The following is a 24,323-nucleotide window of genomic DNA, read 5'->3' on the forward strand; positions in this document are numbered from 1 at the left end:
CATCGCTTACATTCGGGAGCCGGAAGCTTCAGAGACGGCCGGATCGGAAGATGGCGTAGATGAGCCACATAAACATGAACAGGGCGACGATGAACCCGGCCTCGATGATCGGCACATGCCACAGGATCGATTGGGAATGGTTGAGCGCGGCGCCGATAATCAAGCCGACCATCAGAATGCTGAGGGAGAGCAGCACGATGCTGAACGACAACCGGTTGCCGAGCCGGTCCATCTTCTTGGTCAACGCGTCCACTTGCGGCGAAGCGACCTCGACGCGCAGCTTCCCCTGCCGGATAAGGCGCGCCAGCTGCTTCAGGCTGAGCGGCACGTCGCTGATCAGATCAAGCATCTCCGGGATGTCCTCCAGCCACTGCTTCACGATGTTGCGGGGATCGATCCGCTCGAGGAACAGCTTCCTGCCGAACGGCTCGGCAACGTCGAAGACGCTGAAGCTCGGATCCAGCGCCGTCACGACGCCTTCCATCGTCAGCAGCGCTTTGCCGAGCAGGGTCAATTCGGAAGGGATGCGAATCCGATGCTTGAACGACAGCGAGAACAGGTCGCCGACGACTTCTTCGAAGCCGATCCGGTTGAGCGGCAGCTTGTAGTACTTCTCGCGCATATCGTCGACATCGGCGGCGAGCGCGTCCATGTCCGTCTCTTCCGGAATGACGCCCATGTTCGAGATGGCGCGCAAGACGCCCTTCGAGCTGTGGTTCCGCAGCGCGATAATGAAGGATACGAACTGCTTCTTCATGGCGGGATTCAGCCTGCCGACCATGCCGAAGTCGAGCAGCGCCAGGCTGCCGTCCTCCAGCGCCAGCACGTTGCCGGGATGCGGGTCGCCGTGATAGTGCCCGGAGACGAGAATCTGATGAAGCATGGTCGTGGCGAACCGGTCCGCCAGCTGGCGCGTATCCAGCCCCCTGCGTTCGAGCGCGGACCGGTCGGACAGCTTGACGCCGTCCACGTATGCCATCGTCAGCACGCGCTTGGAGCTGTAATCCCAGTAGACCTTCGGCACGAGGACATGCTGCAGCGGTTCGCTCTGGGCCATGAACCGCTCCGCGTTGCGCGCCTCCAGCGAATAGTCCAGCTCCTTGCGCAGCACCTGGCCGAGCTCGTCGATAATCTCGCCCAGCCGATAATTGCGCGCCCACTCCATCGTGCCTTCGGCCAGCCGCGCCCAATCGGCCAAAATATCCATGTCGGTCTCGATCAGCCGCTGAATGCCCGGCCGCTGCACCTTGATGGCAACCGGCGTGCCGTCCGGCAAGCAAGCCCGGTACACTTGCCCGATCGACGCCGCGGCGAGCGGCTCCTCGGCGAACGACCGGAACAGCTCCCCGATCGGAGCGCCGAGCTCCTCTTCGATAATCGGCGCGACCTCATCGAACGGCGACGCAGGCACGCTGTCCTGCAGCCGTTCCAGCTCTGCCACGATATCCGCCGGCACGAGGTCGGGACGCGTGCTGGCGATCTGCCCGAGCTTCACGAACGTCGGCCCCAATTCCTCCAGCATGAGACGGATGCGCTCGCCGAGCGTCTTGGCGTGAAGCTCCTTCTTCTCTTCGCTGCGGAAGAACAACAGCTTGTCGGTGATTCCCATTTCAGAGGACACATAGCCGAGTCCGTTGCGCGCGAACGCCGAGGCAATGGTCCTGTAGCGCTGCAATTGCCGCAGCCGTTTCCCCGCGTTCATCGCAGGCCTCCGATCATTGTCCGGACGGATTCGACCGTTCCTGCTCCAGCGTTTCCAGCCGCCGTTCGAGGCGTTCGATGTCTTCCTTCGTCGCCAGCTTGCCCTCGCCCATCAGCGCCTGCACGCGCTCGCGCGCCATCGTTTCCACCCGCTGCCGAAGCTCGTCTCCTTTGGCCAGCAGTTCTTCCACCAGCGCCTTGGATTCCGTTTTGCTCACTTCGCCTTTCTTGACCAGTTCCTCGAATGTCTTCTCCACCTGCTCTTTGCCGGCAAGCGCCAGTCCAAGCCCGAGCGAAATGGCTTTTCCGATTGTATCCTTCATGCGAATCACGATCCTCTCGAATCAATTTGCAAGCGCAGGCACGAACATAACCGGCGCAGCTTCTTGTCCTATAGTATGCTTCCATTCCCTCCTTCAATTCCCAAGCTTGGCAATTCGGCGTGAAAGTCCATGCGCACCGGAGAGCCGACTGGAGGCGGCAAACGCGGATGAAGCCATACACGGCCGTGATCAAAGAGCTGCGTACGCATGACAAAAAACGGCAGGCCGACAATGCGATGCATTGCCTGCCTGCCGTTCATCAAGCCGTTACGGCCGCTTCTTGCAGCCGTACCCGGTTGCGCCCTTCCCGCTTTGCCGTATACAGCGCCATATCCGCTTTCTTGAGCAGCGATGCCAGAGATTCGCCGGCCGCTCCTTCCGACTGCGAGACGCCGAAGCTCGCCGTAACGGTAATCGTCGCACCGTCCGCGGCGAGCGGCTCGGCTTCGAGCGCCGCCCGTGCCCGCTCCGCCACGCGCGCGGCATCCCCGCGCTCGGCCGGTAGGCAAATCGCGAACTCCTCCCCGCCGTACCGTGCGAAGATCGCTTCGGGCGGCAGCAGCGGCGATACGACAGCGACGACATGCCGGAGCGCGAAGTCGCCGACCTCATGGCCGTACGTGTCGTTGATCCGCTTGAAGTAATCGACGTCGAACAGAATGACCGACGCGTGCGCGCCGCGATTCTCGGTATCGCTGAGCAGCTGTTTGCCGCGATGGAAGAACGACGTCCGGTTCAGCAGCAGCGTCAAGCCGTCATGATAGGCAAGCCGTTCCAGCTGGTCACGCAGCCGCCTCGCTTCGGTCACGTCGATCAGCATCAACAGGCTGCCGACCGCCTCGCCTCTCTGGCCGCGGACGACGGAAGCTCTGACTTGATAGTAAGCGAACTCGCCGTTCCCGACGCTCCAGCGCACCTCGCCCTGTTCATGCTCGGACAGCCCGACAAGCGGGAAGCCGGAGCCGGTCATGCGCGTCCACGCTTCATCCAGCGTCAAGCCGATCATCTCCGCGCCGAGCGAAGGCAGCATGCGGCGCGCCGCGCCGTTGAAATCGATGAGCCGGCTCGCGGTGTCGAGCACGACGACGCCTTCGCCCATGCTCTCGAAAATGCTTTCCTTCGCGATCGGAACGATCGTCAGAATCCGCGTGGTCACGATCGCCCAGATGAACATCGCCGACGTGACGCAAATGATGACCGGCACGGGATCCATCCCGCCCGGAGTCACGCCGAGCAAGTAGACGAAGGCGCCGGTGATCGGCAGCAGCTGCCCGGCGATAAGCGTGGCAAGCTGCAGCCGGTAATCCTTCTTCGTGCGCCGCCATCGGCGAAGCAGCAGGACGGCGCCGGCGAGCATCATAGAGAACGTATAGATGCCGTGAACGACGTAGAACTGCCCGATCACGATATCCGTATACGGCAGCGAAGCGCCGTGCCGGACGGTAACCGCCTTGTAAAACAAATGATGCCAGTCGTTCGTGGCCACCATGACAATGCTGGTCACCGGAATGACGAACAACGCCGCCGCTATTTTGCGGGATACCGGCTTCCCGATGTATTGCAGCACGACCAGCAGACCCAGCACGGGCGATGTCGCCATGCCCACATATTGGACGGACGTCCATCGCATGAGTTCGGCCAATGTACCGCTGGCCATCTCGAACGCCACCGCGAATATATAAATGGCCTGCGCGACCATATAAAGCATGAATATGCGAGCGCCATGCACTTCGGCCCGCTTGATGTACGCGTACAGGAACAGAAACATCGTAAATACGCCTGATGTCGAGACAAGCGAAATATACATGGTGAGTGAAGAACCCATTGCACGCATCCCCTATGCCGGACTGAGTTGTCCATACAGACAGAATCTTGTCGAAAAAGCCGACTTCATGGTACCATAACGCCGCCGGGATGTCATGGGCATTTTTTGTTCGATGCCGCTCGAAGCAACCGCATGTACAAGGCTTGCAAATCGCTTGCCTTGCGGCGCAGCGATTCAAAAAGGGATCGCTCATGAAGCCGGCTGCCGCCTTCATGAACGATCCCTCTTGTATCATCCGAAGTTTACTGTGTCACCGGTGGCAAGCAATGGTATTAAGCCTTCCATCCGACTGCAGATACAGCCGCCGGGCTGACCTATAACGCTCGTGAACCCGCCGGGCTTACGCCTTGCGCTTGGGCTTATTGTAGCCGCGCTCGCCGTACGGCTGGAGCTTCTCCAGCCACAGCTCCAGCAGCGCCTGAACGTCTTCCTTGCAGGCGGACAGCCCGGATGGATCGTTCAACGTTTCCTCGCGCGGCTTGATCCGGTCCAGCTCTTCGAAGACGAACGCATCGGCGCCGCATGCGGCCCAATCCTGCCTGAGCTCGGGAATCGTATTCATATTCGTCTGCTTGAAGAATTCGAGCCTGTTGCGCGCGCCTTCGAGATCCATCGTCCCGTCAACGTACAGTTTGCCGTTCTTCGTATTGCGGATCTGGTAGACGCCCATCGGGCGGAACGAGGTCGCGTATGCGGCGGCCAGTTCCTTCTTCTTCTGCTTATCGAGTGTCATGCCGTTCGCTCCTTCCGATCGAAGCCGTAATTAGTAGCCGAGCTCCTTCAACAGACTAGACAGCGTCCGCAGCCGTTCTCCGATCATCTCGCCGTCGTCGCCCAGCGCCTGATTGAACAGCTTCATGTCTTCCTTGATCTTCTCGTTGTCCGTGCACACGGCGATCGTCATGGCGTCCCCTTGCAAGCCGACGCGGTCGATGATCGGCTGCTTCGGATCGTACAGATCCGGATACCGGTACGCGTCCTGAAAATGCATCAGCCCTCTGCTGACCAAAATCGCCAAATCCAGCACGCGGTGCAGCGGCAGCTCCTCGGACTGCCGGGACCACTTCTCGCCCGTGTAGCGCCATACCTTCGCAGATATGTCCAGCTTGCCCCGGTCGTTCCACTGCGCCAGCCCCAAGGAAAGGCCTTTCGCATCGGAATGGCCCGCGTACCTGCCGTCGATCTGCTCGTAATTCTCGGAAACGATAACCGGTTTATGCTTCAATGTCGTTGGAATTTTCATCGTTAGGCTCCTCTTCCCGCAATATGGCGCGATGGTGAATTGCTGCATGTATCAGCTGGTTCCAGCTGTCGATTGCACATGCTAACGATTCATCCGTGTTAGTGGATTACTGATTTACTAAATCATAAAAATATCATAGCCGATTCGCGCTGCAGAAGTCAATAGGACGGCCCCGTCACCTAACTTCGCAACGGATGGACATCCACATAAGCGCTGCCCTGCACCGCGCATATCCTATACGAATACAAGCTTTGGAGGGATTCGCAAATGAAGCGTTTCAAGCGCGCCGGCAGCAACATCAAGATTATCCACGTTACGATCAACAAATGGATTACGATCAATACGCGGGTCAGCGGCAACTCGCAGATCAACCGCAATATCGGCTCCTACGCCAACGAAGGCGGACAGAACGCGAAAAAAGGCGGTAAGAACGTACAAAGGCGCTAGCTCATCAAAATGGCATCATCCGATACCGCGAACATTGAAGAATGCGAACATTGAAGAAGGCGCCCATAACCGGGCGCTTTCTTCATGTCCGCATTCTTTTCAAAAATTACTTTGACACATAGAGTAATGATATGCTACATTTACTCCATCAGATAGAACTCTATCAGACAGAGCACTGACAGACAGAACACTGGCAGGCAGAGCACTATGAGGCAGAATACTTCTGCGGCAATCGGACCAGAACAACTGTTACAGACATGCTTGCGTATGGAACGAACAAGAACAGGAGGACCCCGCATGATCCGAAGCGATCTTATCCGCGGTCATCTGGACGCCATTATTTTAAGGCTGATCTATGAAGAAGACCGTTACGGGTATGAAATTTCCAAAGAAATCAGCGTCCGCACCGACGACCGGTTTCAAATCAAAGAAGCGACGCTTTACGCGGTTTTCCAACGGCTGGAGCGCAAAGAGCTGATCGAATCGTACCTCGGCGACATTTCGCACGGCGGCAAGCGGCGCTATTACAAGATTACGAAGCTCGGCCGGGCGTACCTTAAGGAAACGGTCGAGGAATGGAACGAAATCAAAGAGATCGTCAATATATTCATGGAGGGGCTATGACAAATGAAGAAAATCAAAGCGTACGTGGATGAATGGTTCAAGGACATACCCGAGAGCGAGCAGAAGCAGGCGATCCAGGAAGAAATCACGCAGAACCTCGAAGAGAAGGTGTTCGATCTCATGCGCGCCGGCAAAACCGAGGAAGACGCCACCAACAAGGCGATCGTCGAATTCGGCGATATCTCGGACATCAAGCAGGAGCTGGGGGTCAAAGAAGGCAAAACCCGCTCGTCCAAGCGGCAATACGGCCTCCATCTCGGCTTCTCGCTATGGGGCAGCGGGCTGATCGTCGCCCTCTTCCTGTTCATCAACGTCTATTACACGCCTGACGTCATTTGGTTCGTCTATCCGACCTTTGCCGTCGCCTGGTGGCCGCTCGTCATGTTCTACAAATGGCTCGGCTGGAAATAAGGAGGTAAACCGATGCGGAAACATCATATCGCTTTTGCCGTGACGGGCAGTTTCATGTCGATCTTCTTCTTGCTGATCGTCAATCTGCTGACCTCGCCCGGCGTAATCTGGTTCATCCACCCTGCTTTCGCGCTGCTGCAATGGCCGATCTCGCTTTATTATGCCGCGAACGGCCGGATCAAAGCGTATTCGCTGGCAACGACCGCACTTATTCTCGCCTATCTAAGCTATCAGAATATCGCGCACAGCCCCGACTATCCATGGATTCTATACGCCGGCTTCGCCGTCATCTGGTGGCCGATCCTCATGTACGCCGGCCGGTTCGCGGGCACGCTCGCCATGGCGCTTGCCGGCAGCTTCTGCATCATTGTCTATTACGGGCTGCTGAACCTGCTGCTCGCGCCGCAGTTTCCGTGGATCATTTTCCCGGCTTACGCGATTCTGTGGTGGCCGATGTCGATTTATTTCAGCCGCACCAGGCAATGGTTCGTTTTCGCGCTGTGCGCCTCGCTGCTGACCTGCGCCTTGTTCATCGCGGTGAATGCGGTGACGTCGCCGGAAACGATCTGGGCGGTCTATCCGATATTCGCGGTCATCTGGTGGCCGCTCTGCATGTATTATTTCGTCGTTCGCAAACAAGCCGTTTGAACCGCCGCCGCGCATGGTGATACAATAGAACCCTATGCTACCTATCCAACTGTAAGCGGGGAATCGAACATGTTGAATTATACGATGCATCACAACCGCGCCAATGCGCGCACCGCGGTTTCGCAGGCGAAGACCGCCGACGCGCCGGCCGTCATGGAGCTGCTCGTCGGCGCCGCCAAGTGGCTGCAGAGCAAAGGCTCGACGCAATGGAGCGCCTTGCTGAGCGGCGATGATCATCACGATGTCGTCGGCCACATCGAGAACGGCGAGCTGTTCCTCTTCAAGGACGGAGATACGCTCGCAGGCATCGTCCTGCTCATGCAGGTGCCCGGCGACTGGGATCATCATTTGTGGGGACCGGACGGACATGAGCCCAACGTCTACCTCCACCGGCTTGCGATCAACCGGGACTATGCCGGGCAAGGGCTCGGCGCCGATATCGTGCGGTGGGCGGAAACCGGCATTTCCTTCCCGGGCAAAACCGTCATGCGTCTGGATTGCATCGCCAGCAATCCGAAGCTGAACGCCTTCTACAGCGGACTCGGCTATACGTACAAAGGCACGTCGCCAAGCGGCTTCTGCTTGTACGAGAAACCGCTGACGCGGGCATAATTCATGAACTGCACGCAAAAAGAGCTGCACGTGGTGCAGCTCTTTTTGCGTTAAAATGACCAATTGCCTGCCCTGAATACCGCCTCGCGGCTGCCGTCGTTTCTCACGCCGTCGATTTCGAGATCCGCCGTGCCGATCATGAAGTCGACATGCGTCAAGCTCTGGTTCAACCCGCTCGCGAGCTGTTCTTCCTTGCTCATCGTCAAACCGCCTTCCAGGCAGAACGGAAAAGCGAAGCCGATCGCCAGATGACAGGCCGCGTTCTCGTCGAACAATGTGTTGAAGAACGTCAGATTCGTGTCCGAGATCGGCGAACGAAACGGCACGAGCGCGATTTCGCCCAAGTAATGCGAGCCTTCGTCCGTCTCGATGAGCTGCTGCAGCGCCTCCTGCCCCTTCTCGGCCGCATAGTCCGTAATGCGCCCGTCTGCGAAAGTAATCGTGAACCGATCGATCAAATTGCCGTTGTAGCTCAGCGGCTTGCTGCTGGCGACCTTGCCGTTAATGCTCGTGCGGAGCGGCGACGTAAACACTTCCTCCGTCGGCATATTCGGAATGAAGGTCGTCCCCTGCTTGTTCTGCGCGCCCGCGCTCACCCAGATATGTCCGTCCGGCAAGCCGATGGTTACATCGGTGCCCGTCGAAGCGCTGCGGTAATGCAGCTCCTTGAATCTCCGCTCGTTCAGCCGCGCGGCCTTGTCGCGCAAATTGCCCGCATGCGTCCGCCAAACGGCGACCGGATCATCCTCGTCGACGCGAACGGCCGCAAAGATCGCTTCCCACAGCGCTTGAACGCGCTCCGTCCCGGCATGGTCCGGAAATACTTTATCCGCCCACGGCTGCGTCGGAAAAGCTACGATCGACCAGGCAACCTCATTATTCAGCGTGAATTTGCGGAATGGCTGCAGCGCGTTCTGCTGCGCTTTCGTCGCCGTGCCGATCCGCGCGGGATCGATGCCGTTCAGCAAATCCGGGTCTTCCGCGACGACCCACAGGAAGGCGGCGCCTTCCTCCGCCAGCTGCACGCGGCCATCCGCCAGCCACGATGGATAACCGGAGAGCCCTTCTTCGGGCGACAGCTCCAGCCGCGCGCGGGTGACCAGCTCGTCGCTCCAGTCGACGTGCACGTAAGGCGATCCGATCCGGTAAGCGCGCTTCACGATCTCGCGTACGAATACGGCGGCTTCCACCGGAGCGATGACGCACAGCTTCTGGCCGGGCTGCACGTTGACGCCGACCTCGACGGCCAGCGCCGCATATTGTTCCATGCGATGTTGGAATGATTTCATTTCGTTGGCTCCTTCGTGAAGACGTGATCGTTCATGATTTCGAAACGTTGTCCATTATAGCAAGGCCCGATATCGGATTGCAAAAGGCGCTGTACGATGAATCGAGGCCGCGGCCCAGCCGGTACTGCGCATGCTGCCCAATCTGACCTCGGAGCCATTCCCGGCGGATACAAAAACCGGACGCGCGGCGTCCGGTTTCATCAACGAAATCGTGCAAGGATTCACGGCCGTTCGCGCTCGAACGGGTTCCGCGCATCAAGCATGAAACTGCGCCCGGTGCAAGCGGCTGTAATGCCCGCCCGCGGCAAGCAGCTCCTCGTGCTTGCCCTGCTCCGTGACGCCTTGCTCCGTCACGACGATAATCCGGTCGGCGTTCTTGATCGTCGCCAGCCGGTGCGCGATGACGAGCGTCGTACGCCCTTCCGACAACTCGGCCAGCGACTGCTGAATGGCGGATTCCGTCTCCGTATCCAGCGCGGAGGTCGCCTCGTCGAGAATGAGGATCGGCGGATTCTTCAAGAACATCCGCGCGATGGCGACGCGCTGCTTCTGTCCGCCGGACAGCTTCACGCCGCGCTCGCCGACGATCGTATCCAGCCCATCCGGCAGCGACCGGACGAACGCTTCCAGCTGCGCGCGCTTTACGGCCGCCCACAGATCGGACTCCGAGGCGTTCATTTTGCCATACTGGATGTTCTCGCGCAGCGTGCCCGCAAACAGGAACACGTCCTGCTGCACGATGCCGATGCCTTTGCGCAGCGAAGCCAGCTTCAAATCGCGGATATCCCGACCGTCGATCGACACGCTGCCGCCGGTTACGTCATAGAAGCGCGGAAGCAGACTGCAGAGCGTCGTTTTTCCCGCTCCTGAAGGACCGACGAAGGCGACCGTTTCGCCCTCGTGAACCGTCAAATCGATATGCTGCAGCACTTTGGCGTCATCGCCATAGCCGAAGCTGACGTCGCGGAACTCGATGTCGCCGCGCAGCCGGTCGACGGCAACGGCGTTCGGACGGTCCTGGATGTCCGGCTCGGTTTCGATCAGCTCGACGTAGCGCTTGAAGCCCGCGAAGCCTTTCGGATAGCTCTCGATGACGGCATTGATTTTCTCGATCGGACCGATGAAGACGTTCGCAAGCAGCAGGAAGCCGACGAATTCGCCCGGCGTCAATTCCCCGCCGATGACGAACCAGGTGCCGCAAACCATGACGAATAACGTGACGGTCCGCTTCAGCATGTAGCTGATCGACGTGTTGAACGCCATGATTTTGTAGGATAACAGCTTCGTCCAGCGGAACTGCTTGTTGTTCGCCTCGAACAGCTTCTTCTCGTGTTCCTCGTTGTTGAACGCTTGTACGACGCGCATGCCGCCGACGTTATCTTCGACGCGCGCATTGAACTCGGCAATGTCCGAGAACAAGCGGTGAAACGCGCCGGTCATTTTGCCGCTGAAGTAGATGGCTAGCCAGATGATCAGCGGCACGACGATGAACGTCAGCAGGGCGAGCTTCCAATTGATGAGCAGCATGAGGACGAACGCGCCGACCAGCGTCATCACCGCGATGAACAGATCCTCCGGCCCGTGATGCGCCATTTCTCCGATTTCCATCAGATCGTTCGTCAGCCGGGCGATCAGATGGCCCGTCTTCGTATTGTCGAAGAAGCGGAAGCTCAGCTTCTGAATATGGTCGAACAGCTTGCGCCGCATATCCGTTTCGATGTTGATCCCGAGCATATGGCCCCAATAGGTGACCACGTAATTCAGCAGCGCGATCAACAAGTACACGACCAGCAAGCCTGCGCATGCCCAGACGATCAAGCTCCAATTCTTGCCCGGCAGCAGCTTGTCGATGAATTGATTGACCGCGACCGGGAACCCGAGCTCCAGGAAGCCGGCCAGGATCGCGCAGAAGAAATCGAGATAGAACAGCTTCTTGTACGGCTTGTAATAGGCGATAAAACGAGACAGCATAAGTACACCCTCCAATAAGAACTGAGACGAACGACAGCATCCATCCGCGAAACCGTAACGCGCTTTGGCAGGATAAGCAAGCCCGGCGCGGCATTAACCGCGCGACTATCCGTTAGGCAATGAATGTACGACGATTCGTTAGACGATGAACGTACGACAAACCGAAAGAGAATGCACGTACGACAAACCGTTAGATAATGAAAGCACGACCAATCGTTCATTGAGAATCATTTTCATAATATAGAGTTCGGAGCGGCTTGTCTATGTTTTATATGCGATTTTGTTCCAAACGAGCGTCTTGCCGCGTTCGAATCGCATTCGCGAAGCGACATGATTCGGGCTGCAGCCGTCATACACTATTCTATCTATCCGGCGTCTGGCGTTTGGCGGCGCCGGACGAATGAGGTGAACGGCATGCTCGATCGGATTTCTTACGGCATCGACGCGCTCGTCGGCAGGCTGCTGGAGCAGCAGCAGAACGACGGCAGTTGGCGAATGGGTTTCATAGAACACGGCGTTTCCATGGATGCCGCCGCGATCTTCCTGCTGCAGAGCATCGGCGTGCGCATGCCAAGGCTCGTGCAAGCGCTGGCGGAACGGATACAGGCCAAACAGGCGGATGGCGGCGCTTGGCAGGTGTACCCCGACGAAGAACGCGGGAATGCGTCCGCGACTGCAGAATGCTATTATGCGCTGCAATTCGCCGGATTTTCACCGCAAGAGCCGGCGCTGCTCCAAGCCAAAGCGGCGTTCGACGCGCTTGGCGGGATGAAACGGATCGACAACCTGCTGACGAAATTCAGACTCGCCGTCATCGGACGCTATCCTTGGCCGCGCTGGTTCCCGATTCCGCTGTCCATTATGCTGCTCCCGTCCTCGTCCCCGATCCATTTCTTCCAATTCTCGGGCTATGCCCGCGTCCATATGGCGCCGATGCTGCTGCTCGCCGACCGCAAGACCCGCGGCAAGCTGCCGCAAACGCAGCCGATTGCAGAGCCAAGCCGCTTTAACGGCATGGACAGCCATTGGATGAACCGGCATTGGCGAGCGCATTTCGGCCTTCCCTTCCGCGAGTTGTCCGAGCACCGCCGCAAAGGACTTTGGCGGCTGCCCGCCAAGCTTCACGCCCAGGCTGCCGGACGCGCCGAACGCTACATGCTGGATCGGATCGAGCCGGACGGCACGCTCTACAGCTACTCGAGCGCCACGCTGCTGATGCTGCACGCGCTCCATGGACGCGGCTATCCGAACAGCCATCCCGTTATGGCGAATGCTCTAAACGGACTGGAATCGCTGTTGTTTCCGGACCTTCAGACAGGGTCGAAACCATCGGTGCAAATTACGACCGCGGCGCTCTGGGATACGGCGTTGATCAGCCACGCGATCCAAGCCGCCGGATTGTCCGGCAGTCATCCCGCCGTCGCGAGAGCCGGCCGTTATATTCTGCCGCGGCAACACACGGCGCTGGGCGACTGGAAGCGGAACGTGCACCGGCCGCTGGCCGGAGGCTGGGGGTTCTCCGACGTCAATACGATCAACCCTGACGTCGACGACACGACCGCAGCGCTGCGCGCAATCCGCGGGCTGCCCGGGACGGAAGCCCGGCAAGCCGCCGACCGCGGCCTGCAATGGCTGCTCGCGATGCAGAACAGCGACGGGGGCTGGCCCGCGTTCGAGCGGAACGTCGACAGCCGCATCATCCGCTGGGTGCCGCTCGACGGCGCCGAAGACGCGGCGACGGATCCGTCCACGCCGGATTTGACCGGCCGGACGCTGGAATACCTCGGGCGCAGCGCCGGCTTGACGAGCGCGAACGGCTTCGTCCGCCGCGCGGCGGATTGGCTCTACGGCCGTCAGGAACGGGACGGCTCGTGGTATGGGCGCTGGGGCGTGTGCTATATATACGGCACATGGGCGGCGCTGACCGGCTTGGCCGCCGTCCGCGAACCGGCCGATCATCCGCCGATTCGCCGCGCGGTCGAATGGCTGCTGAGCATCCAGCGGCCTGACGGCGGCTTCGGCGAATCGTGCGCCAGCGACAGCGTCAAACGCTACCGGCCCCTGCCGCACTCGACGCTCTCGCAAACCGCATGGGCGCTCGACGCCCTGATTGCGGTACAAGAACGGCCCGTTCCGGCGATGGAACGAGCCTGCGAATATTTGCTGGCGCATATGCTGCGAGACGGGCCGCATGTCTCCTATCCAACCGGCGCCGGACTGCCCGGCTGCGTCTACATGCGCTACGACAGCTACCCGGTCGTCTGGCCGCTACTGGCACTGGCGCATTACCGCGCCAAGTATGGCGGGAGCGGGTAGGTGCCTCTCGTGCACATTGACCCGAGCGAGAATCATCCGCTTCGGTCAATGTGTGCCGTACGCGTGCACGGGGTGCACCTCTTGCCCGCATGCGGCTGGTATCTCGGCATGTAGTGCACGGGGCGCACCTCTTTGCTCGCATGCGTCCGATATCGCGGCATGTAGTGCACGGGGTGCACCTCTTTACTCGCATGCGGCCGATATCGCGGCATGTAGTGTACCACGTACAACTCTTTGCTCAATTTCTCCCACTTTACCAGGCATGTAGTGTACCACATACAACTCTCTGCTCAATTTCCCCCAATTTCTCGGCATGTATTGTACCACGTACAACTCTTTGCTCGAATACTGAGTTCATGGCCGCATTGGACCAATGTAATGCATCCCTAGCACTACATCTCGAGAACGAGGGAATGTGTGGCACAAGCACGCGGCATCCCAAACAATCGGCCGCGTTCGTCCAGCATTTTGCCCGCTGCTCCACACCACCGTCACACCAGCCCGATATTCCCTTCATATCATTCACGGATTGGCATTCAAACTCTCCGATATCCCTTTCGCATGCCTCCCTCGGCAGCCCTCTCGCTCGACCGCCCGCCTTCTGCCAAAGGTCCGTCCCCTCCGGATAGCCGAAATCCCGACACAAGCCGAAACTGCCGAGGCTGTCTCCCCCTCACCCTCAAACAAGCTGCGAGCCCCTTCCCATTTCTCTCACAATATTTATTGATACAAATCGTTTCATATATAGATTGTTTCGAATGCATCTATGCTCGTTTCGAATGCAGCTCAGTCGCCTGCAAAGCCGTCGTTCCCCTTTAAATCGTGAAAAAATTATAATGTCCCCTTATATTCCCATAATTCCCTTGACATTGATACACTTTGTATCATAAATTATCTATTAGAAGGCCGAACAATACTACCTTCGGCCCAGTTACAAAATGGAAGTATGACGTAAGGAGTTAATAAATGATGACGATGGGAGATCGATTAAGGGAACTGAGACTTCGCAAGAACATTTCGCAAGAAGAAGTAGCCAGGCAAATCGGAATTACCCGTTCCGCATACAGTCATTACGAAATCAACAACCGCCAGCCCGTTTACGAAACGTTGAAGAAATTAGCGTTGCTGTTCAACGTCTCGCTGGACTACATCATCGGCGGAGAGCCAGTCAAGCCCGATACGCCGGTAACGCCCGAAGCGATCGAAATCATCAAAATTTTGAACGGCATGGATCAGGAGAGACGCAAACAGTCGATCGACCGGATGATGGCCGTCCTTAAGCAGGGCGATTGAGCTATTTGACGGTGCAAGGGAGCATGAACCAGATCATGGTCCCCTTGTCGACCGCGCTGACCGCCCCGATCGTGCCGCCGTGAGCTTCGACGATTTCCTTCGCGATGGCAAGGCCGAGCCCGCTCCCGCCCCCGGCGGAATTGCGGGAAGCCTCGATTCTGTAGAAGCGGTCGAAAATGAACGGCAGATGCTCTTCCTCGATGCCGGCGCCCGTATCGCTGACGGTGACGATGACACGGTTGGTCGACGCTTCGAAGTAAAAAGAAAGCGCTATCTCTCCGCCTCTCGGCGTATGCTTGATGGCATTGTAGATGACATTCGCGATGACCTGATCCATGCGGGACAAATCCAAGCTCAGCCGGATGCGGTTCTGCTGCCGAACCTCGTGGACAAGCCCTTCCCCGGGCTCGTTCTCACTGAGATATTCGCAGTTGAACCGAATTCCGCTGCTGATGACGTCGATCTCGTACAAGTCCCTCACCTGGTTGATCCACTGTCCCAGCGGCACCTCCGCAAAATCAAACCGCGTCTGCCCCGCCTCCAGCTTCGTCAGCTCGAACAAGTCGCGAATAAGCCGATTAAGTCCGCCGAGCTTCCCGAGCATCATTTTGATATACCGCCGCTGCTGTTCCTCCGTCTTCACCACGCCGTCCTGAAAAGCTTCCAGATACCCTTGCAGCAGCGTAATCGGCGTGCGCAGATCATGCGAAATATTCGTCATCAGCTGCCGTCTCGACGTTTCGGAACGCTGCAGCTCGCGGTTCGTCTGCGCCAGCGACTCGTTAACCTCGCTTAACGCCACCGTCCGCTCCTCGATCCGTTCCTCGAGATGCATGTTCAGCTCCCGAAGCTCGTTCGACACATGCTCGACCTGGTATAAGGCGCTCGAAAACCGTTTAGAAATAATGAAAGACTGCATCAGCATGAAGAAAAACAACCCCAGCGGCACCAGCTGCGCATAATTCAGCCATTCGTTGTAGAACAGCATGTCGTTCATTACCGTAACGACGAATACCGCGACGCCGGACAATACGAAGGCGGATCCAACCCTCCGGCGCAGCCTGGCGATAATCAGGACGGCTAACGTATAGATGCTGACCGCGATGACATACAGCTGGAAGACGAAGAGAAGCCGGGAGTAGACGATCGCCGGACACACGAGCACGAACGCGCATAACGCGACGCCGATGCCGAGCACGAAACGAATGACCTTCCTCGACGCATCCATCGGGAACAGCCGGTACACGTACATATAACCGGAGACCGCGCTGAGCGCGAAGGAGATGTATTCGATCTTCAGCCCGCCCTCCCACGGAATCGGGAACAGCTGCAGCAGGTAGTTATCGCCCGTCACGCTCGCCCTTGCGCCTACGAACAGGCAAAGCAAGCCGAAATGAATCGTGAATTTCTCCTGTCTCCGGAACGCGTAGAGACCGATATGGTAGACGCCGATAATGAGCAGGCTGCCGAGGATCAGCATCTCCTTGGCCGTCGTTTTCATCTGCGAATGGACGATCGTATCGCTGTCGCCCATCGTGATCGGCACCCAGATTCCGCCTTTGCGGTGCTGGAAATTGGACACCTGGATGACAATCTCGACATGGTCGGATTTCGTCCCGAACGAGACAATGCGCGGAAACTGCATCGCCGTCGAATCGCCGCGGCTCGTGCCGACCTTGCCTTCGGCCGCTACGACCTTGCCGTCGATCCACAGCTTGTAGCTGCTGAAAATATTCGGCACGCGCAGCGCCAGCACCCGATCCGTCGGCGCGAGCAGCACGGTGAGCTTGTACGTCGCGTAGCCTTGGCCGTTATGGATGCCTGAATTGCCGCCGGTATAGCTGTTCCACGACCGCGGCACCATGACATACCGCTCCCCGCTATCGAGCTGCGTATCGCCCGGCGCGAGCAGCCGGCCGCCGTAGAACGTCCATTTGCCCGAGAGCTCGGCCTGGCCGTCGTTCCCGAACGACCAATGGCGCAGATCGATGACGCCGTCCTTGGCCCCCGGCGCACCGCCTCTGGGCTCTACCGAGCAGCCGGCCAGCGAAACTGTTATTATGAACAGGAACAGTATGAGTGCGAATAAGCGGCGAATGACGTTCCCCTCCTGAAAACGTAGATTGCCCACCCCTCCCAAGATTCGATATAATAGTGCGAGGAAGAGGGGGAGCTGTGGAAATGGCTGGAAGCAAAATATTGGTTGTAGACGATGAAACGGATATTACCGAGCTGATCTCGTTATATATGGAGCGTGAGGGCTATCTCGTACATACGACGGACAACGGCGAGGATGCCGTTGCGCTGGCCGATTCGTTTCAGCCGGATTTGATCATTCTGGACGTGCAGCTGGGACAGATGGACGGCTTCGACGTCTGCAAGCTCGTTCGCCAAGTTTCGGATGTCCCGATCTTGTTCGTCAGCTGTAAAAGCGACGATACTGATATTATACATGGTCTGACCGTAGGCGGCGACGATTACATGACGAAGCCTTTCAGCCCGAGCCAGCTCGTTGCGCGCGTCAAAGCCCATCTGCGGCGGCAATCGGTGAACGACCGCCAGCTTCCGTACGACAGGGCCGCAGGCGAAGTGCTTCGTTTCGACGGCCTGGTGATCGACCTGCCGGGCAGGACGGTCCATGTGAAAGGCAAGGAAGTGTTCCTGTCGACCAAGGAATTCGAGCTGCTCGTCCGTCTTGCCAAGACGCCGAACCGCGCGTTCGCGCTGGACGACCTGTACACCATTGTCTGGGGACATGACAGCATGGGCGATACGCGAACCCTTATGGTGCACGTCAGCAACCTCCGCAAGAAGATCGAGCCCGATCCCGCGAATCCGATCTACATCGTCACGGTCCGCGGCGTCGGCTATAAATTCAACATCAAGGAAGGAAACCCGCATGTACAACGCTGATTTATGGAAAGATTACGAACTGCTCGACACCGGCAACGGAGAGAAACTGGAACGCTGGGGGCAATTCGTGCTCCGCAGGCCGGATCCGCAAGTCATTTGGCCGATCGCAAACGAAACGGGCCGCTGGAAGACGGCTGACGGCCACTATCACCGCAGCTCCTCAGGCGGCGGCGAATGGGAGTTCCGCACGAAAATGCCGGAGCGCTGGTCCATCTCGTACGGCGAGCTGAAATTCCACATCAAGCCGACGAGCTTCAAGCATACCGGCCTGTTCCCCGAGCAAGCGGTCAACTGGACGTGGATGATGGACAAGATCCGCAATGCCGGCCGGCCGATCAAAGTGCTGAACCTGTTCGCCTACACGGGCGGCGCAACGGTCGCCGCGGCGGCGGCCGGAGCGGAAGTGTGCCACGTCGACGCCGCCAAAGGCATGGTGCAGTGGGCGAAGGAAAACGCCGAGCTGTCCGGCCTTGCGTCGGCGCCCGTCCGCTATATTACGGACGACGTCTTCAAATTCGTGCAGCGCGAACAGCGCCGCGGCAACCGGTACGACGCCATCATTATGGATCCGCCGTCCTACGGGCGCGGCCCGAACGGCGAGATGTGGAAGCTGGAGCAGAACCTGTTCCCGTTCCTGGAATCGTGCACGACGATCATGTCCGAGAATCCGCTCTTCGTGCTGGTGAACTCCTACACGACGGGCCTCTCGCCCACCGTGCTTCACAACATGCTTCACATGACGGTGGGCAGGAAGTTCAACGGCAGCATTCACTGCGGCGAGATCGGCATTCCGATTACGGCATCGGGACTGACGCTGCCATGCGGCATTCTCGGCCGCTGGGAGGGCCGGTAAGATGACCGGCAGCGACGGCAGGCCGACCCCTGCACCCAAGCTGCCGGTGCTTTACGAGGACAATCATTTGCTTGCCGTCGTGAAGCCCCCCGGCATCCTCTCGCAAGCGGACGAGACCGGCGAAGCCGACATGGTGTCGCTGCTCAAAGACGATCTGAAACAACGCTACAACAAGCCCGGCAACGTCTATGTCGGGCTTGTCCATCGTTTGGACCGCCCCGTCGGCGGCGCCATGCTGTTCGCCAAGACGTCGAAGGCGGCTTCCAGACTGTCGGAGTCCGTTCGCAGCCGCAATTTCGATAAACTATACCTCGCCGTCGTTCATGGCGCTCCTCCGGCCCCGCACGGCCGTCTGCGGCACTTCCTGCGCAAGGACGCCGGCCGGAATATCGTGACCGTCCATGACAAGCCGTTGAACGACGCCAAGGAAGCGATCCTCGATTACGCGGTCGTTGCGAAGCAAGGATCGCATGCATTAGTCGCGGTCAAGCTGCTGACCGGACGTTCGCATCAAATCCGGGCGCAAATGGCGGCCGTCGGCTGTCCGCTCGTCTTCGACCGCAAATACGGCGCGCCGCCCGTCCAGGGCGAACAGGACATCGCGTTATGGTCGACCTCCGTCGGCGTGACGCATCCCGTCACGAAGGAATGGCTGACGATCGTCGCGCAGCCGCCGGCGACGGAGCCATGGAGCCGATTCGACGAGCATCATTTTGCCAAAGCGCTGCACGCAATAAGCGCCGAAGGAGGGATGGACAGATGAATCGCCGAACCGCGAAGGGCATGCGCCTGTTCCTGCTCGGACTGCTCGCCGTCATGCTCCTTGGCGGCTGCGCTTCGCATCCGAAGCTCGACCCTGTCGCTCCCGATCGATCGGCCAACGACGGCAATAATCAGGCTGCCGGCCAAGGGAGCAATCGGACGGCCAACGACGGCTCCGGTCAAGCGGCGCCCGATCCCGATGCGGACTCTGCGCCCGAAGATAACGGACAAGATCCGGTCCAGCCCGGCGACGGAAATTCCGGAACGCAAACTCCTGCAACGGACGGACGGCAAGCTGGCGATGGCGGAAGCGACCAAGACGATGCCAGTCTAGGCGCCGGTCAGCAAACCGGCCAGAACGGCGAACCGATGAAACCGCCCGTCGATGAAGGGACTTACGATGCAACGCTGATCGCGGTCGGCGACATCATGATGCATTCGCCCCAGCTTCCCGGCGCGCTCGATAAGCATACGGGGCTGTACGATTTCAAGCCGTTCTTCGAACAGGTGAAGCCGATCATCGAACGGGGCGATTGGTCGCTCGCGAATCTCGAGACGCCGATTGCCGGCAAGTCGCTCGGTCTTTCCGGCTATCCTCGCTTCAACGCGCCCCCGGAGCTGGCCGATGCGCTGAAGGACGCGGGCTTTACGATCGTAACGAACGCGAATAATCACGCGCTGGACCGCGGCTCGCAAGGCATCGCGATGACGCTGGCGAAGCTGCAGAAGCTCGGCCTCGTGACCAAAGGCACCGCCCGTTCCCGCTGGGAAGCCGATCAGCTCACGATCGAGAAGCGTAACGGCATCTCCATGGGCCTGCTCGCCTATACGTACGGAACGAACGGAATTCCGCTGCCGAAGAATCAGCCGTATGCGGTAACGCTTATCGATGAGCAAGCGATGATCAAGGATATCCATCGATTGAAAGCGGCAGGCGCGGATTTCATCACGATCGCGCTGCACTTCGGCATCGAGTATCAGACGACGCCGAACGAGGCGCAGACGAAGCTCGCCCGGGCGCTTATCGCGGCAGGCGCGGACATCGTCGCCGGCTCTCATCCGCATGTCGTGCAGCCGTACGAGTTCGCCGAAGTTAAGAATCCGGACGGATCCGTCCGGAAGGGACTCATCATTTATTCCATGGGCAATTTCATTTCCAACCAGCGCGGGGATACGAAGGATTTCGGCGTCATCTATCAAGTCGCCGTTCATAAAGATCACGGCGCCACGACGATCGGCAGCGTCAAGGCGATTCCGACGTGGGTGCATCGAACGACGGTCAAAGGCCTGAATCATTATGCCGTCGTGCCGATCGCAAGCGCGCTCGCTTCCAAGACCAAGCCGTTTCCCGAGATGAGTGCTGCCGATTACGGCAAGCTGAAAAGCACGTACGCGGTCGTTGCGAAACGGATCGAATCGCTGCGCAGCAAGCCGGTTCATCTGCAAGCCGCTCCGTAACGGGCTTCATAATCGTAAGCCGCTTCGCAAAACCGCCCATCCGAAATCGGATGGGCGGTTTTGTTCATATAGCGGAAAGCGAAACGCGCGTACTGCACTTCGCGCAGCTCCCCTGCGCGAAGTGCAGTACGGCGCATAATGGCTGTCAAGCTCTACGCCGACTAGGCTGCAGCGCAAGCTCCCCTTGGCGATGGTTCATGCATTCGCGACTTTACCGAGCAAATAAACGAGCAGCTGCTGATTGTGCAAGGAAATCCGGTCGAGCGCCTCGCTGATGTACGCGTCCCGGATGGCGACGCCGCGTTCGGCTTCCGTCTTCCCCTTCTCCGTTACGGTCACCCAGACGATGCGGCGGTCGCTCTCGTCCCGGTTTCTCACGACGAGTCCGCCGCGCTCCATCCGGTCGAGCAGCGTCGTGATCGCAGCCGGCGTCGTCGTCAAGTACGCCAGCAAATCCGACGGCTTCATCGGTTGATGCTGCAAGAGCAGCTCCAGTACGACCAATTGGCCTTCCGTTAAATTCGGTGCGAGCTCATCCTCCAGATGCGTCTTCCATTCCTTCGTCATCTTCATCCACAGCCGGGCAAATTCCGCAGAAACGATGACCATCACCTGCTTTCTGTCCGATTTGTGCAACGTCAAGACTTTGTAAGTTTATCGACTTCTAGCTAAGATTATCTCTCTCCGGAATGAAGCGCGCTGCGCCGCTTGAACGACGGCATCAGCCGTTTCACCTTTGTTATCCCTTATTATACCATGAGCCGTTGTCGAATTTAAGGTTAATGCAGTTAATATTTTGTCCGCTTAATCGCGTTAAAAGAGAACCTTTTGACACTTTTAGACATACACTGGAGCTATAGGCTGTTGTACCGGCTCGAAACTTGAACAGGAGCGTGAACGCACATGGACGACCGAAAGCTGGAGTTGCTGCATAAATTAAGCCGTCTCGGGATACAAAAAGACCCGCAATGGCTGGACCGGCTTGATGAACCGGCGCCACTGTGGGTCGTGCTCGAATTGATGATGGAGCTGCTGGAACAACGCGAGTCCCCGCATCAGCCGTTTGATTGAGACGGCTGTTGCGGAATCGTCGGGTGGAGCTGTAACGTGAATCCCAGCGCCAGACGTTCGATGACGACGGCTGGCGCGGGATCTTCGCTCGTACACGTTCAATTACTCCGTCACCTGCTGCAAATCCGCCCGCACGAACAGCGTGACGAGGGTGTCTTTCTTGTCGACCGCGACTATGGCGCGGCCGGTCGACTTGCGATCCTCGATCGGCGCTTTCTCGGTCGCTGCCTCGAATGCCGCGCCCGATGCGGCTAGCAGGACAAGCTCCCGCTCTTCCTTGCAGAGCAAGCCGCCGATGAGGCGTTCGCCGTTCGAACGGACGCGTTTGCCTTCCTTGAACTCGAAGGTCGCAATGCCTTTGCCTCCGCGCCCTTGCATCGGATAATCGAGCAGCAAGGAGCGTTTGGCGAAGCCAAGGTCCGTCATGACCAGAATCTCGCCCTCGTCCCCGCTCACCATTTCGGCGGCGACGATCTCGTCGTCCTCCCGCAGCGCGATTCCGCGAACGCCTGCCGCGACGCGGCCCATGGCGTTCACATCGCTCTCCGCGAACCGGATGCTCATGCCGTTCTTCGTGATCAGCAGCAATTCCATCGCGTTGTCGCTCGGCATGACGCGCAGCACCTCGTCGCCGTCGGCCAGCTTGACGGCGGCAATGGCCGTCGAACGCGTCGATTTATAATCCTTCAGCTCGGTGCGCTTCACTTGGCCGCGTTTCGTTACGAAGACGAGCGATCTGCCCGGCGTCTCGAAGTCCTTAACCGGCATGACGCTGACGATGCTGTCGTCCTTCGGAAGCGGCACCACGTTCACGACGGCAGTGCCGGTATCCTTCCACTTGAACTCCGGAATCAGATGGACCGGGAGCTGATAATATTGGCCTTTGCGCGTGAACAGCAGCAGCTGATCGATCGTATTCACGTCGAGCAGCGTGCGGATGACGTCGCCTTCCTTGACGCCTGCGCTCGTCAGCTCGCCGCCCGAACGAGTGAACGAAAGCTTCGACGTCCGCTTGATGTAGCCGTCCTGGCTGAGCGTAACGAATACGTCTTCCGACGCGACGATGACTTCCAGATTGACCTTCAGCTCTTCCACTTCGCCCTTAATATCGGCGCGGCGGTCGATGCCGAATTTCTCGCGGATTTCCGTCAATTCGTCCTTGATGACGCCGAGCAGCTTCTTCTCGCTGTCCAGAATGGAGCGCAGATAAGCAATCCGCTTCTGAATGTCCTTGAGCTCTTTCTCGATGGACGTGATCTCCAGGTTCGTCAGCCGGTACAATTGCAGCGTCAGAATCGCGTCTGCCTGCCGTTCGGTGAACGCGAACTTCGCCACGAGGTTGTTCTGCGCGTCCTGGCGGTTCTTCGACGCCTTGATCGTGGCGATGACCTCGTCCAGCAGGTTGAGCGCCTTCGCCAGACCTTCCAGCACATGCGCGCGGTCCTCCGCCTTCTCCAGTTCGTAGCGCGAGCGAAGAGTGACGACTTCCTTCTGGTGCGCGACGTACGCGTTCAGAATCGCAATGAGGCCCAATTGCTGCGGCGCCTTGTTGACGATCGCGACCATATTGAAGTTGTACGCGACCTGCAGGTCGGTCTTCTTCAGGAGATAGGCCAGAATGCCGGGCGCGTCGGCTTCCTTCTTCAGCTCCACGACGATGCGCAGTCCGTTCCGGCCGCTCTCGTCGCGCACTTCCGCGATGCCTTCCACCTTCTTCTCGATCCGGATGTTCTCCATCGCGGTGACGAGACGGGATTTGACGACCTGGAACGGAATCTCCGTAATGACGATTTGCTGGCGGCCGCCCTTCAGCTCTTCGATCTCCGTCTTGGAACGATGATAAATACGGCCCTTGCCGGTCTGGTAAGCGTCGCGGATACCGTCTTCGCCCATGATCAGGCCGCCTGTCGGGAAATCCGGCCCTTTCACGATCGTCATCAGCTCGTCGAGCCCGATGTCCGGTTTATCCATGAGCGCTTTGCACGCGTCGATGACCTCTCGCAGGTTGTGCGGCGGAATTTCCGTCGCGAAGCCGGACGAAATGCCGCTTACGCCGTTGACCAGCAGATTCGGGTAACGGGACGGCAGGACGACCGGTTCTTTCGTCGTATTATCGAAATTATCTTTGAACAAGACCGTGCGCTTCTCGATATCGCGCAGCAGCTCCATCGCGATAGGCGAGAGCCGCGCTTCCGTATACCGCATCGCCGCCGCGGGATCGTCGTCGATCGAGCCCCAGTTGCCGTGGCCGTCGATGAGCGGGTGCGCCATCTTCCACGGCTGCGCCATGCGGACCATGCCTTCGTAGATGGACGAATCCCCATGCGGATGGTAGTTGCCCATGACGTCGCCGACGGTTTTGGCGGATTTGCGGTACCCTTTGTCCGGGGTGTTGCCCGCATCGTACATCGCGTACAGGATCCGCCGTTGTACGGGCTTCAGCCCGTCGCGAACGTCAGGAATGGCGCGGTCTTGAATGATGTATTTGGAATAGCGTCCGAACCGGTCGCCGACGACCTCTTCCAGAAACGCCGGTAAAAACTGTTCCAGCATACTCATGCCG

General features: G+C 58.7%; 22 protein-coding genes. 12 read left to right on the forward strand and 10 right to left on the reverse strand.

Translation table 11 applies throughout. The annotated features are described in order from the left end of the window. Positions 1-28 precede the first annotated feature (28 nt). The 5 genes from GXP70_RS18505 to GXP70_RS18525 form a co-directional block, all read right to left on the reverse strand. Positions 29-1,702, reverse strand: a complete 1,674-nt coding sequence (locus GXP70_RS18505) for an ABC1 kinase family protein (protein WP_162358206.1) — start codon at positions 1,700-1,702, stop codon at positions 29-31. 13 nt (positions 1,703-1,715) lie between these two features. Next, positions 1,716-2,024, reverse strand: coding sequence for a phasin family protein (locus tag GXP70_RS18510; RefSeq protein ID WP_162358207.1), 309 nt, complete (start codon positions 2,022-2,024; stop codon positions 1,716-1,718). A gap of 259 nt (positions 2,025-2,283) precedes the next feature. Then, on the reverse strand, positions 2,284-3,849 hold the full coding sequence (locus GXP70_RS18515; protein ID WP_162358208.1) for a histidine kinase N-terminal 7TM domain-containing diguanylate cyclase: 1,566 nt from the start codon (positions 3,847-3,849) through the stop codon (positions 2,284-2,286). A 340-nt stretch (positions 3,850-4,189) separates the two neighbouring features. Continuing rightward, on the reverse strand, positions 4,190-4,582 hold the full coding sequence (locus GXP70_RS18520; RefSeq protein WP_162358209.1) for a GIY-YIG nuclease family protein: 393 nt from the start codon (positions 4,580-4,582) through the stop codon (positions 4,190-4,192). A gap of 30 nt (positions 4,583-4,612) precedes the next feature. Further along, positions 4,613-5,092 carry a DUF6530 family protein gene (locus tag GXP70_RS18525; protein ID WP_162358210.1) on the reverse strand — a complete coding sequence of 160 codons (480 nt, stop codon included), beginning with the start codon at positions 5,090-5,092 and terminating at the stop codon, positions 4,613-4,615. Positions 5,093-5,359: 267 nt separating this feature from the next. On the opposite strand from GXP70_RS18525, the gene GXP70_RS18530 reads away from it, so the two are divergent. The 5 genes from GXP70_RS18530 (at position 5,360) to GXP70_RS18550 (ending at position 7,834) form a co-directional block, all read left to right on the forward strand. Then, positions 5,360-5,539 (forward strand): hypothetical protein, encoded by a 180-nt coding sequence (locus GXP70_RS18530; RefSeq protein ID WP_162358211.1) that lies wholly within the window; start codon positions 5,360-5,362, stop codon positions 5,537-5,539. A gap of 297 nt (positions 5,540-5,836) precedes the next feature. Further along, positions 5,837-6,163, forward strand: a complete 327-nt coding sequence (locus GXP70_RS18535) for a PadR family transcriptional regulator (protein WP_162358212.1) — start codon at positions 5,837-5,839, stop codon at positions 6,161-6,163. Between the two features lie 3 nt (positions 6,164-6,166). Then, positions 6,167-6,574 (forward strand): permease prefix domain 1-containing protein, encoded by a 408-nt coding sequence (locus GXP70_RS18540; protein ID WP_162358213.1) that lies wholly within the window; start codon positions 6,167-6,169, stop codon positions 6,572-6,574. Positions 6,575-6,586: 12 nt separating this feature from the next. Continuing rightward, positions 6,587-7,222, forward strand: coding sequence for a hypothetical protein (locus tag GXP70_RS18545; protein WP_162358214.1), 636 nt, complete (start codon positions 6,587-6,589; stop codon positions 7,220-7,222). Between the two features lie 69 nt (positions 7,223-7,291). Further along, positions 7,292-7,834 (forward strand): GNAT family N-acetyltransferase, encoded by a 543-nt coding sequence (locus tag GXP70_RS18550; protein ID WP_162358215.1) that lies wholly within the window; start codon positions 7,292-7,294, stop codon positions 7,832-7,834. Positions 7,835-7,884: 50 nt separating this feature from the next. On the opposite strand, the gene GXP70_RS18555 is transcribed toward GXP70_RS18550, so the two are convergent. Beyond that, positions 7,885-9,123 carry an aminopeptidase gene (locus GXP70_RS18555; RefSeq protein WP_162358216.1) on the reverse strand — a complete coding sequence of 413 codons (1,239 nt, stop codon included), beginning with the start codon at positions 9,121-9,123 and terminating at the stop codon, positions 7,885-7,887. Between the two features lie 255 nt (positions 9,124-9,378). Further along, the gene (locus GXP70_RS18560; RefSeq protein ID WP_162358217.1) at positions 9,379-11,094 is read right to left on the reverse strand and encodes an ABC transporter ATP-binding protein; all 1,716 of its coding nucleotides are present in this window, start codon (positions 11,092-11,094) and stop codon (positions 9,379-9,381) included. A 414-nt stretch (positions 11,095-11,508) separates the two neighbouring features. Here GXP70_RS18560 and GXP70_RS18565 point away from each other — a divergent pair, with 414 nt between their 5' ends. Beyond that, on the forward strand, positions 11,509-13,410 hold the full coding sequence (locus GXP70_RS18565; protein ID WP_162358218.1) for a terpene cyclase/mutase family protein: 1,902 nt from the start codon (positions 11,509-11,511) through the stop codon (positions 13,408-13,410). Between the two features lie 966 nt (positions 13,411-14,376). Beyond that, complete coding sequence (locus GXP70_RS18570) at positions 14,377-14,703, forward strand: helix-turn-helix domain-containing protein (protein ID WP_318652382.1); 327 nt, start codon at positions 14,377-14,379, stop codon at positions 14,701-14,703. 1 nt (position 14,704) lies between these two features. On the opposite strand, the gene GXP70_RS18575 is transcribed toward GXP70_RS18570, so the two are convergent. Then, the gene (locus GXP70_RS18575) at positions 14,705-16,834 is read right to left on the reverse strand and encodes a sensor histidine kinase (protein ID WP_162358219.1); all 2,130 of its coding nucleotides are present in this window, start codon (positions 16,832-16,834) and stop codon (positions 14,705-14,707) included. A 50-nt stretch (positions 16,835-16,884) separates the two neighbouring features. Between GXP70_RS18575 and GXP70_RS18580 the strand changes: the two genes are divergently transcribed. From GXP70_RS18580 to GXP70_RS18595, 4 genes are read left to right on the forward strand one after another with little or no spacing between them, the layout of a single operon-like run. After that, the gene (locus GXP70_RS18580; RefSeq protein WP_162358220.1) at positions 16,885-17,616 is read left to right on the forward strand and encodes a response regulator transcription factor; all 732 of its coding nucleotides are present in this window, start codon (positions 16,885-16,887) and stop codon (positions 17,614-17,616) included. Next, complete coding sequence (locus GXP70_RS18585) at positions 17,603-18,469, forward strand: class I SAM-dependent methyltransferase (protein WP_162358221.1); 867 nt, start codon at positions 17,603-17,605, stop codon at positions 18,467-18,469. Before GXP70_RS18580 ends, GXP70_RS18585 begins: the two co-directional genes overlap by 14 nt. A 1-nt stretch (position 18,470) precedes the next feature. Continuing rightward, a complete protein-coding gene (locus GXP70_RS18590; protein WP_162358222.1) occupies positions 18,471-19,232 on the forward strand; it encodes an RluA family pseudouridine synthase in 762 nt (253 codons plus the stop codon). After that, positions 19,229-20,689 (forward strand): CapA family protein, encoded by a 1,461-nt coding sequence (locus GXP70_RS18595; protein ID WP_225442468.1) that lies wholly within the window; start codon positions 19,229-19,231, stop codon positions 20,687-20,689. The genes GXP70_RS18590 and GXP70_RS18595 overlap by 4 nt, the downstream gene beginning before the upstream one ends. A gap of 195 nt (positions 20,690-20,884) precedes the next feature. Here GXP70_RS18595 and GXP70_RS18600 read toward each other — a convergent pair whose 3' ends face one another. Continuing rightward, on the reverse strand, positions 20,885-21,292 hold the full coding sequence (locus tag GXP70_RS18600; protein WP_162360547.1) for a MarR family winged helix-turn-helix transcriptional regulator: 408 nt from the start codon (positions 21,290-21,292) through the stop codon (positions 20,885-20,887). A 300-nt stretch (positions 21,293-21,592) separates the two neighbouring features. Here GXP70_RS18600 and GXP70_RS29600 point away from each other — a divergent pair, with 300 nt between their 5' ends. Beyond that, complete coding sequence (locus GXP70_RS29600; RefSeq protein WP_192043370.1) at positions 21,593-21,760, forward strand: hypothetical protein; 168 nt, start codon at positions 21,593-21,595, stop codon at positions 21,758-21,760. A gap of 102 nt (positions 21,761-21,862) precedes the next feature. On the opposite strand, the gene gyrA is transcribed toward GXP70_RS29600, so the two are convergent. Next, positions 21,863-24,319, reverse strand: a complete 2,457-nt coding sequence (gene gyrA / locus GXP70_RS18605; protein WP_162358223.1) for a DNA gyrase subunit A — start codon at positions 24,317-24,319, stop codon at positions 21,863-21,865. Positions 24,320-24,323 lie beyond the last annotated feature (4 nt).

The organism is Paenibacillus lycopersici, assembly GCF_010119935.1.
GTDB lineage: Bacteria > Bacillota > Bacilli > Paenibacillales > Paenibacillaceae > Paenibacillus_Z > Paenibacillus_Z lycopersici.